Source organism: Streptomyces sp. PU-14G (genome assembly GCF_041028275.1).
Taxonomy (GTDB): Bacteria; Actinomycetota; Actinomycetes; order Streptomycetales; family Streptomycetaceae; genus Streptomyces.
This window is the reverse complement of record NZ_JASKYT010000340.1, coordinates 1-7,320: the sequence shown is the minus strand read 5'-3', so window position 1 is coordinate 7,320 and position 7,320 is coordinate 1. Positions and strand designations below refer to the sequence as shown.

The window sequence follows — 7,320 nt, the reverse complement described above, 5'->3', positions numbered from 1 at the left end:
CCGCTCCCCCCACGCGGCCCCCGCACCCGACGCCGGCCGCGCGGTACGTCATCGCCCTCGACGTCGGCGGCACGGGCATGAAGGCCGCCCTCGTCGGCACCGGCAACGAGCTGCTGCACGAGGCGCGGCGGGCGACCGGCCGCGAGCGCGGCCCCGAGGCCGTGGTCGAAGGCGTGCTCGATTTCGCCGCCGAACTGCGCTCCCTGGGCCTGGAGCGGTACGGCACCGAGCCGTCCGCCGCCGGGGTGGCGGTCCCCGGCATCGTCGACGACGAGCGGGGGGTCGCCGTCTTCTCCGCCAACCTCGGCTGGCGCGACGTCCCCTTCCGCGCGCTGCTGAGCGAACGCCTCGGCCGGGGCAGGGCCGCCGAACTGCCGCCGCTCCCCGTGGCGCTCGGACACGACGTGCGCACCGGCGGGCTCGCGGAGGGGCGCATCGGCGCGGGCGAGGGCGTGGACCGCTACCTCTTCGTGCCGCTGGGCACCGGCATCGCGGGAGCCATCGGCATCGGCACGACCGTCGAGCCGGGGGCGCACGGCAGCGCCGGGGAGATCGGGCACATCGTCGTACGCCCCGACGGGCCCCCGTGCGGCTGCGGGCAGCGCGGCTGCCTGGAGCGGCTCGCGTCGGCCTCGGCGGTCGGCGCGGCATGGGCCGAGGCCTGCGAAGACCCTCAGGCGACGGCGGCGGACGCCGCCAAGGCCGTCGCGTCGGGCGACCCGCGGGCGGCTCAGGTGTGGGCCGAGGCGATCGACGCGCTCGCCACCGGCCTGGTCACGGGCCTCACCCTGCTCGACCCGCGCACACTGATCATCGGCGGTGGCCTCGCCGAGGCGGGCGACACCCTCTTCGTTCCGCTCCGGGAGGCGGTCCGCGAGAAGGTCACCTTCCAGCCACTCCCGGCCATCGTGCCCGCGGCGCTCGGTGACGCCGCCGGCTGCCTGGGTGCGGGCCTCCTCGCCTGGGACCTACTGACCGCGGAGGTTGCGAGCCGATGAGCAAGCGAACGGTGCTGACCGGCGCCCGTGTGGTGCTGCCGGACGGGGTGCACGAGGACGGCACGGTGACCGTCGAGGGCCGCCACCTGGTGGACGCCGCGAGCCCCGGCGAGGCCGAGGAGACCGACCTGGGCGGCCACTGGGTCGTGCCCGGTTTCGTCGACATGCACGTCCACGGCGGCGGCGGCGCGTCCTTCTCGGCAGGCGACCACGAGGAGTCGCTGACCGTCATCGACACCCACCGCAGACACGGCACCACCACCATGGCCGCCTCCACCGTCACCGGCGACCTGGACGACCTGTCCCGGCAGGCCGGATCCCTCAGCGAGCTGGCCGAGCAGGGCGAGTTGGCCGGCATCCACTTCGAGGGGCCCTTCATCGCCTGCAACCGGCGCGGCGCCCACGAGGAGTCGCTGCTGCGCGACCCCGACCCCGGGGACGTGCGCAAGCTGCTGGACGCCGCCCGCGGCCACGCGGTGATGATGACGCTGGCTCCCGAGCGCCCGGGCGGCCTGGACTCGGTGCGGCTGCTGGCCGACAGCGGCGTCATCGCCGCCGTCGGGCACACCGACGGCAGCTACGAGTCCACCCGTGAGGCCATCGACGCGGGCGCGACGGTGGCCACCCACCTGTTCAACGCCATGCCGCCGCTCGGCCACCGCGCGCCCGGCCCGGTGACCGCGCTGCTGGAGGACCCCCGCGTCACCGTCGAACTGATCAACGACGGTATCCACCTGCACCCCGCCGCGCTCCAGTTGGCGTTCCGCGCCGCCGGCGCCGACCGGGTCGCCTTCATCACCGACGCCATGGGCGCGGCCGGCATGGGCGACGGCCGCTACCCGCTGGGCAACCTGGAGGTCGAGGTCCGGGAGGGCGTGGCCCGGCTGGTCGAGGGCGACTCGATCGCGGGCTCCACACTGACCCTGGACCGGGCCTTCCAGCGGGCGGTCACCGTCGACGGACTGCCCGTCGCCGACGCGGTCGCCGCGCTGTCCGCCAACCCGGCGCGGCTGCTGGGCGTGGCCGACCGTGTGGGCTCGCTGGAGCCGGGCAAGCTGGCCGACCTGGTGGTGCTCGACGAGCGGTTCGAGCTGACCGGCGTCATGCGTCACGGCACCTGGGTGGTGCCCCCACACACCCGCTGAGCTGGCACGGGGGGTCGCCGGGTGGCCGTTCCAATGGCATGATCGCTCGCGCGGTCGCTTCGGCCGCGGTGTCGTTTCGTCGTGGGTTTGGTGTCATGAGCCGTTGTCCGACGGGTGAGGGTGGTGCGAGCAGATGATCCTGACCGTCACGCTCAACGCCGCCCTCGACCTGACCTATCGCGTGCCCCACCTCGTCCCGCACGCCTCCCACCGCGTGCGGGAGGTCAGCGAGCGCCCCGGCGGCAAGGGCCTCAACGTCGCACGGGTGCTCGCCGCGCTCGGCTTCGAGACCGCCGTCACCGGCTTCGCCGGGGGCGAGACGGGCCGCGTGCTGCGCAGCCTCCTGGCAGCCGACGCCGCTCCCGGGCAGGAGAACGGCACCGCGCCGGTCACCGACGCGCTGGTGCCCGTCGCCGGACGCACCCGGCGCACCGTCGGCGTCGTCGACGAGGCGAGCGGGGACACCACCCAGCTCAACGAGCCGGGCCCGCACGTCACGCCCGAGGAGTGGGAGGACTTCCTCGCCGCCTACCGCGACCTGCTCGCCCGCGGGGTCCGCGCGATCGCGCTGTGCGGCAGCCTGCCGCCTGGCGTCCCCGTCGGCGCGTACGCGACGCTGGTACGCGAGGCCCGCACGGCGCGGATCCCCGTGCTGCTCGACACCAGCGGCGAACCGCTGCGCCGCGGGCTCGCGGCGCGTCCGGACATCGTCAAACCCAACGCGGAGGAGCTCGCCGGGATCACCGGCACGGCGGAGCCGCTGCGCGCGGCCCGCGCCGCCCAGCGGCGCGGCGCCCACGCGGTCGCTGCCTCGCTGGGCGCGGACGGCATGCTGCTGGTCACCCAGGACGGCGCCTGGAGCGCGGCGGTACCCGAGCGGCTGGCGGGCAACCCGACGGGAGCGGGTGACTCGGCGGTCGCCGGCCTCCTCTCGGGCCTCGCCGAGGGCCTCCCCTGGCCGGACCGGCTGGCCCGCGCGGTCGCCCTGTCCGCGGCGACGGTCCGCTCACCGGTGGCAGGCGAGTTCGACGAGCCGACGTACGCGACGATGCTGCCGTCGGTGCGGGTGCGCCGCTCCGAGACGCCGTGACCCGGTAGGGCGGGCACCGGGCAGGAGAGCCGGGTCGCCCGGCCCTCCTGTCCGCGGGGCCGACGGGTCAGCCCTGGTTCCAGCCCTTCTCCAGCCAGACCTGGTCGAGGTTGGCGTTGCATTTGTTGCCTTCCTCGCAAGAGATCTTGATGCTGTTCTGGCCCTTCTTGAGCTGGATGTTCGACCAGGTGTTCTGCCAGCCGTGCTCCCAGTCGCCCTCCTTCGCCCCGGAGAAGTTCTTCATCCGCAGCGGACGGCTCTCTGCCTTCCCGTTGATGGTCAGGGTGGCGTTCGCGTCCTTGCCGGGCACGCCGTAGCGGACGTGGAGGGTGTACTTGCCCGCAGCGGGGATGTCCTTGAGATCCCAGGTCGCCGAGGCGCCCGGCTGGTTCAGACCGCCCACGTAGGTGCCGCCGCGGCCCTTGGCGCCCTGCACGTCCTTGGCGGCCGTGGCACTGCCGTCGAGCGTGAGGCTGGCCGCGTCCTCCTTGGGCAGCGCCTTGGGCGAGGGCTTGTTCTCCTTCTCGCCGTCCCCGCCGTCGTCCTGCCCCTGCTGCGGATCGTCCGTCTGGGCGCTTCCCTGGTCCTTGGCCTGCGGATCGTCCGCGTCGTCCTCGTTGAAGACGATCGCGGCGCCGATCCCGATGACCACCGCGGCGACCACGGCTATCGCGCCCACCAGCAGACCCGTGCGGTTGCGCCTGCCGCGCCCCGGACCACCGGGAGCGCCCTGCTGCCGCGCCGCCGCCCGGCCGCCCGGCATCGTCTCGGGAGCCGCGTAGTGCGGGCTGGGCTGGTGGCCGGGCGGCGGGGGCTGCTGCGGATAGCCGTACCCGTACTGCTGCTGGGGAGCCGACTGCTGCTGCGGGTAGCCGTAGCCCGAACGCTGCTGCTGCGGGTAGCCGTAGCCGTACTGCCGCTCACCGACCGCACGGACCTGGTTGAAGGAGCGGCGGGGGACGCCGGGCTGCTGGCCGGACGCGGCGGGCTGCTGCGCGCCGCCCTCCTGCCGGTACAGATAGGCGAACGGGTCCTCGTCTCCCCCTTCCGACGGGGCACCCGTGCCGTGGTTCTCGGCGGTCATCCCTTCACTCCCTACTGCGTCAGGTATCCGGGCGAGCCTACCTCTCTTGGGCGAACCGGTTGGCATGGTCGTGGCCGATCGGCCCGGTGTGTGCTAGCCCGCCCTGCGCTGCCCTTTGGAGCGGGACCGCTTCTCCACATACATCCGCTGGTCAGCGGATTGCAGGACCTCTTCGGTCGTCATTCCGCAGCCCGCCCAGCCGATGCCGAAACTGGCACCTACCCGCACCGAACGGCCGTCCACCTGGATCGGGGGGATGATCGCGTTCCTCAGCCGGACGGCGAGATCCTGGGCCTCCGCGGGGCCGAGCCCGTCGGCCAGCACCACGAACTCGTCGCCGCCCAGCCGGGCGACCGTGTCGTCGTCCCGCACGGCGTCCGAGAGGCGGCGGGCGACCTCGATGAGCACGGCGTCGCCGCAGTGGTGCCCGTGCCGGTCGTTGATGGACTTGAAACCGTCCAGATCACAGAAGAGGACGGCGAGCCCCTTCTCGCCGGGCCCGTCGCCCTTCGGCGGCACCGTGTGCACGTGGTGGGGGTCCGGCGGGGCGGCACCCGGCCCGCTTCCTGCCCCGAATCCGCCGTCGGCCCCGAAACCGCTGCCGGCTCCGGATATCCCGTGCGGAGCACTCGGAGCGTTCAGGCCGCCCAGCCCGTCGCCCAGACCCTCCAGATCCCAGAAACCGTCGCCACTGACGTGACCGTGCTCGAAACCCGAGTCGGGCTCGTACCGGTACCCGTATCCGTTCCCGCCGCCGTACCCGTTCCCGTTGCCGTATCCGTCCGGGCGGCTTCCCGCCGGCACGGCCGTGGGGCCGTGGCCGTGCCACCCCGCCGTCCGCTCGGGCGACGCGCAGAGCCTGTTGCTGAGGCGGGCGCGCAACTCGGCGCCGTTGGGCAGGCCGGTCAGCGCGTCATGGCTGGCCCGGTGCGCGAGCTGGAGCTCGTGGCGCTTGCGCTCCTCGATGTCCTCGACGTGGGTGAGCAGGTAGCGGGGACCGTCCGCGGCATCGGCGACGACGGAGTTGCGCAGCGAGACCCACACGTACGAGCCGTCGCGCCGCGCCAACCGCAGCTCCGCTCTGCCGCCCTCGGCGAAGGTGTTCAGCAGCGTGCCGATGTCCTCGGGATGGACCAGATCGGAGAAGGAGTAGCGGCGCATCGCGGACGCCGGACGGCCCAGCAGCCGGCACAGCGCGTCGTTGATCCGCAGCAGCCGCCCGTGCTCGTCCCCGCCCATCTCCGCGACGGCCATGCCGCTCGGCGCGTACTCGAAGGCCTGCCGGAAGCTCTCCTCGCTGGAGCGCAGCGCCTGCTGCTCGCGCTCCAGCCGCACCAGGGCCCGCTGCATGTTCGAGCGCAACCGGGCGTTGCTGATGGCGATGGCGGCCTGCGAGGCGTACATCTGGAGCGCCTCGCAGCCCCACGCTCCGGGGCGGCGGCCGTTGCGCGGCTTGTCGACGGACAGGACGCCGAGCAGTTCCCCGTCGGAGGCGCGCAGCGGCGCGAAGAGCCGGTCCATGGGATGCCAGGCGTCGGGCGTCTCCCGCACGGAAGAGGGGGAGTGCCACTGCGGGACGTCGTCGTCATCCAGCACCCAGCCCTCGGTGTACGGAACGAACCGGAGCGCTCCCCACTGCTCGCCCATCGCCAGCCGGCGCTCCCAGGAGGCGCGTGGGCCGACACGGCCCGCCATCATCGCCTCCGCCGCCGGACTGCCCGCCACGGCGGCGACCACCAGGTCGCCCTCGGCCCGCACCAGGTTCACCGCGGCGATCTCGAAGCCGAGTCCCTCGACCACGCCGTCGGCAACCGTCTGGAGAGTCTCGGCAAGGCTACGGGCGGTGCTGAGCCGCGCCACGACGTGGTGCAACTGACGCAGACTGGCGAGGCGGACATAGGGCTCCGACTCGGTTTCCATAGCCCTCCCCCTGAGGCGTGTACGTCGACTCCACGTGCTCTTGGCGTCGCGTGTGCGCCTCGCTGACCGCGCTGTGTCTCCGCGCGCTCTTCGGTCGGTCTTTCCTCGCCCTTCAGCCACCCTTCCGCCGCTCTCCCGAAACTCTTCGGCTGAACTTCGGACGAGCTTCGGCCGGGCCTCGGTCGGGCCTCGGTCGAGTCCGTGGTCGCTCTACGGTGCGCACAGGCGTTCCTTGGCTGCCACGGCCACTGAATCACAGCGAGCTGTTCACCCGGTACACAGGGTCAACAATTAATGCCCTCTGTGACTCAAGTCACAACAGTAAGCAATTGGTTGACTGCGCAACGTACACCCGGCCAACTGCCCACCGACGCCGCGTACTCGTGCTCCCCGAGACGCCCGGACCCACCTGACCGCGTGCCCCGAGACGGCGGTCCTAGGCCCCGTCTGGTCCCCGAGCCCGATGCGGACCCGGAAAACCGCTGGTTAGCGTAGCCAGCGTGTCCCACGCAGTGCAGCAGCAAACGACCCACGTGCCCCAGCCCCACCCCATGCCCCATGCTGAGGGGGTGAGCGACGAGGAGTTCCGCGCGGCGATGGCACGCCTGGCGGCCGGAGTGGCCCTGATCACCGCGCACGACCCGGAAGAGGGGCCACGCGGCGAGGACGTCGGCATGACGGCCACCGCTTTCCTGTCCGTCTCCCTCGACCCACCCCTGGTACTGGTCAGCCTCCGCGAAGAGTCACGGATGGACGAGCTGCTCTCCCGACAGGACCACTGGGCGGTCTGTCTGCTCACCGACGCCCAGACCAAGACCGCCGGTCGCTTCGCAATGAAGGCGCGGCTCAGCGACCGGCTCCTCTTCCAGGAACTCCCGCACACCCGGGGCACCACCAGCGGCGCCCCCCTCGTCGACGGCGCACTCGCCGCCGTCGAATGCCGCACCGAACAACGGGTGACGGCCGGCGACCACACCCTCGTCATCGGCCGCGTCCTGGCCACCCGGCTCACCCACGGCGAGAGCGGGCCGCTGTTGTACTACAGCGGCCGGTACCGGTCCCTGGGCTGAGCCCCACCCGAGC

At 73.1% G+C, this 7,320-nt stretch carries 6 protein-coding genes; 4 read left to right on the top strand and 2 right to left on the bottom strand.

Annotated elements, in window-relative coordinates; translation table 11 throughout:
- The first annotated feature begins 77 nt into the window (after window positions 1-77).
- The 3 genes from AB8Z75_RS28070 (at window position 78) to AB8Z75_RS28060 (ending at window position 3,233) form a co-directional block, all read left to right on the top strand.
- Entirely contained in the window at window positions 78-998 is a 921-nt protein-coding gene (locus tag AB8Z75_RS28070) for an ROK family protein (protein WP_369206787.1), read from the top strand.
- Window positions 995-2,143 (top strand): N-acetylglucosamine-6-phosphate deacetylase, encoded by a 1,149-nt coding sequence (nagA, locus tag AB8Z75_RS28065; RefSeq protein WP_369206784.1) that lies wholly within the window; start codon window positions 995-997, stop codon window positions 2,141-2,143. Before AB8Z75_RS28070 ends, nagA begins: the two co-directional genes overlap by 4 nt.
- 133 nt (window positions 2,144-2,276) lie before the next feature.
- The gene (locus AB8Z75_RS28060) at window positions 2,277-3,233 is read left to right on the top strand and encodes a 1-phosphofructokinase family hexose kinase (RefSeq protein ID WP_369206782.1); all 957 of its coding nucleotides are present in this window, start codon (window positions 2,277-2,279) and stop codon (window positions 3,231-3,233) included.
- Window positions 3,234-3,300: 67 nt separating this feature from the next.
- On the opposite strand, the gene AB8Z75_RS28055 is transcribed toward AB8Z75_RS28060, so the two are convergent.
- Together AB8Z75_RS28055 and cdgB are read right to left on the bottom strand one after the other, a co-directional pair.
- Window positions 3,301-4,317, bottom strand: coding sequence for a hypothetical protein (locus tag AB8Z75_RS28055; protein ID WP_369206780.1), 1,017 nt, complete (start codon window positions 4,315-4,317; stop codon window positions 3,301-3,303).
- Window positions 4,318-4,410: 93 nt separating this feature from the next.
- Complete coding sequence (gene cdgB, locus AB8Z75_RS28050) at window positions 4,411-6,237, bottom strand: diguanylate cyclase CdgB (protein ID WP_369206778.1); 1,827 nt, start codon at window positions 6,235-6,237, stop codon at window positions 4,411-4,413.
- A gap of 596 nt (window positions 6,238-6,833) precedes the next feature.
- Between cdgB and AB8Z75_RS28045 the strand changes: the two genes are divergently transcribed.
- Window positions 6,834-7,307: a flavin reductase family protein gene (locus tag AB8Z75_RS28045; protein WP_369206785.1), complete on the top strand. Its 474-nt coding sequence runs from the start codon at window positions 6,834-6,836 to the stop codon at window positions 7,305-7,307.
- Window positions 7,308-7,320: the final 13 nt, after the last annotated feature.

Coding starts and splice junctions, on each gene's coding strand:
- AB8Z75_RS28070 (WP_369206787.1), top strand. CDS start 78: ATGAAGGCCGCCCTCGTCGGCACCGGCAACGAGCTGCTGCACGAGGCG.
- nagA (WP_369206784.1), top strand. CDS start 995: ATGAGCAAGCGAACGGTGCTGACCGGCGCCCGTGTGGTGCTGCCGGAC.
- AB8Z75_RS28060 (WP_369206782.1), top strand. CDS start 2,277: ATGATCCTGACCGTCACGCTCAACGCCGCCCTCGACCTGACCTATCGC.
- AB8Z75_RS28055 (WP_369206780.1), bottom strand. CDS start 4,317: ATGACCGCCGAGAACCACGGCACGGGTGCCCCGTCGGAAGGGGGAGAC.
- cdgB (WP_369206778.1), bottom strand. CDS start 6,237: ATGGAAACCGAGTCGGAGCCCTATGTCCGCCTCGCCAGTCTGCGTCAG.
- AB8Z75_RS28045 (WP_369206785.1), top strand. CDS start 6,834: ATGGCACGCCTGGCGGCCGGAGTGGCCCTGATCACCGCGCACGACCCG.